This window comes from Porphyrobacter sp. TH134 (assembly GCF_002855495.1).
Taxonomy (GTDB): Bacteria; Pseudomonadota; Alphaproteobacteria; order Sphingomonadales; family Sphingomonadaceae; genus Erythrobacter.
In genome coordinates, this window is record NZ_PKRO01000086.1 from 1 (window position 1) to 2,526 (window position 2,526).

General features: G+C 67.3%; 2 protein-coding genes. Both read right to left on the minus strand.

Features of this window, described 5'->3' with window-relative positions:
* Window positions 1–333: 333 nt before the first annotated feature.
* Window positions 334–1,494 (minus strand): IS91 family transposase, encoded by a 1,161-nt coding sequence (locus C0V72_RS15940; protein ID WP_101795109.1) that lies wholly within the window; start codon window positions 1,492–1,494, stop codon window positions 334–336.
* Between the two features lie 6 nt (window positions 1,495–1,500).
* Complete coding sequence (locus tag C0V72_RS15945; RefSeq protein ID WP_101795110.1) at window positions 1,501–2,409, minus strand: tyrosine-type recombinase/integrase; 909 nt, start codon at window positions 2,407–2,409, stop codon at window positions 1,501–1,503.
* Between the last annotated feature and the right edge of the window lie 117 nt (window positions 2,410–2,526).

Genomic DNA, 2,526 nt, shown 5'->3' on the forward strand with positions numbered 1-2,526 from the left:
CGTTTAGAGTTTCGGACGCCGTGAGGCGTCGGAAAGTCGACGGTGCCCGAACCTGCGGGCCGCATGCGCTGAGCTATGGGGATTTCGATTTTGGACCGGTCCGGGCGTCTGCTGACGGTGTCGATAAGCGGACAGGTCTGAGAGCAGCCCGTCCGATTTTGGAGTGACAGGGCGGCTGTGGGGAGCTCGTCCGTCCGATTTTGGCGATGGGACGACTGCTCCTGGGCGGATGATATGTAGACGTCCTCGTCCCCGGAAGCGCGGTTGCGGTGAGGTCTGGCAGTGTCGGGCCGTGCCGGGTCACGACGCAAGGTTCCCGGATGGGGCGATGGGTCATGGCGGGCCTCGCGGCAGATAGCGGCGTTCGATGGTCTCGATGATGATCATGGTCCCGCCGCAGCAAGGGCATGGCGGGTGCGGATCGGGTGGTTCGGTGGGTGGCTCGACCGCGGTGGGCGGTGCGAGGGCGAGCAGGCGGCGGGCGCGCTCGAGGTGGGCCTTGCGGGTGCCGCTGGCGAGCAGGCCGTAGTGGCGGATGCGATGGAACCCGCGTGGCAGGCAGTGCAGCAGGAAGCGGCGGATGAACTCGTGTGCGCTGAGCGTCATGACCTGCTGCCGGTCTGGTGCGGAACGGCGATAGTCCTTGTAGCGGAACGTGACCCCATGCTCGTCGAGCCTCAGGAGGCGACTGTTCGAGATGGCGACCCGGTGGGTGTAGCGCGAGAGATAGGCGAGCACGGCCTCGGGACCGGCGAAGGGCGGCTTGGCGTAGACCACCCAGCGCTTTTTGCGCACCGGCGCGAGGTGGCGCAGGAATGCGCGACGATCGGCGAGATGAGCGAGCCGACCGAAGAAGGCGAGCTTGCCGGCATCGTGAAGCGCCAGCAGCCGGGTGAGGAACAGGCGGCGGAACAAGGCGCCCAGCACGCGCACCGGCAGGAGGAAGGCCGGGCGGGATGATATCCATCGCTCCCCATCCGGCGCGATACCGCCGCCTGGCACGATCATGTGGATATGCGGGTGGTGGGTCATGGCCGAGCCCCAGGTGTGGAGCACGGCGGTGATGCCGATGCGGGCACCGAGATGCTTCGGGTCGGCGGCGATGGTGAGCGTGGTCTCGGACGCGGTCTTGAACAGCAGGTCGTAGAGCAGCGCCTTGTTGGTAAAGGCGATGGCGGCGATCTCGGCGGGCAGCGTGAACACGACGTGGAAATAGCCGACCGGCAGCAGATCGGCCTCGCGCGCGGCGAGCCAGGTGCGCGCGGCGGCGCCCTGGCACTTGGGGCAATGCCGGTTGCGGCAGGAGTTGTAGGCGATCCGCCAATGGCCGCAGTCGGTGCAGGCCTCAACGTGCCCGCCCAGCGCGGCGGTGCGGCAGTGCTCGATCGCCGACATGACCTTGAGCTGATGCAGGCTCAGATGCCCGGCATGAGCGGCCCGATAGGCTGGCCCGGCAGCGCGGAAAACGTCGGCGACCTCGAGCGCGGCGCGCACCGGTCCTCAGCCGCTCGGCGCCTCCTTGTCCGGCGCTGCCAGTGCGAGCCGGTCGAGCGGGCTGACCACGGCGCGCACCGTCTTGGTCGCCACTTGCGTGTAGAAGGCGGTGGTATTGAGCTTGGAATGGCCGAGCAGCGCCTGAATGACGCGGATATCGATCCCGTCCTCGAGGAGGTGCGTAGCAAAACTGTGACGCAGCGTGTGCGGTCCCACCCGCTTGGCGATGTCGGCTGCCTCGGCGGCTTCGACGACGACACGGTGGAGCTGGCGTGTGCTGATCGGCAGCATGGCGTCTCGTCCCGGGAAGAGCCAGCCATCAGCCTGGAGCACACCCTGCTGTCGCCCCGCGCGCCACCAGTCGCGCAGCAGCAAGAGCAAACCCTCTGGCAACATGGCATTGCGGTATCGCCCGCCCTTGCCACGCTCGACCCTGAGCAGCATGCGCTTGCTGTCGATATCGCGCACCTTGAGCGCCGCGACCTCGCCGACGCGCAGACCCGCACCATAGGCGACCGACAATGCGGCCTGATGCTTGAGGCTGGTGGTCGCATCGAGCAGCCGCTTCACCTCGCTCTGGGTCAGCACCACCGGGATCTTGCGGGCGTGCGCGGTGCGGACCAGCTTGCGTGCAAGATCGGGCCGGTCGAGGGTGTGGGTGAAGAGGAACCGCAGCGCCGCCACGATGCTGTTCATGGTCGGTGCCGGCACCCCGGCTTCCCGTTGCTCAATCTGGAACCGGCGGACATCCTCCGCGGTCGCGGTATGCGGCGAGCGCCCCAGCCAGGTCGCGAACCGCCCGACATCGCGCTGGTAGTTACGCTGCGTGTCCGGTCCGAACCGGCGGATGGTCATATCCTCAATCAGCCGCTGGCGAAGCGGGCTGATCGGCCCAATCGCAATAATCTCGTTCATCGTTCGACTCCTTGGTTGAAGGAGCCACAATCGTCTGCCTCTCTCGGATCAGGCGCTACGCCTGTCGTTCTACATCACCCTCGCCGCCAGCGCCCCTCCCGCGAAGCGGGTTCGTGC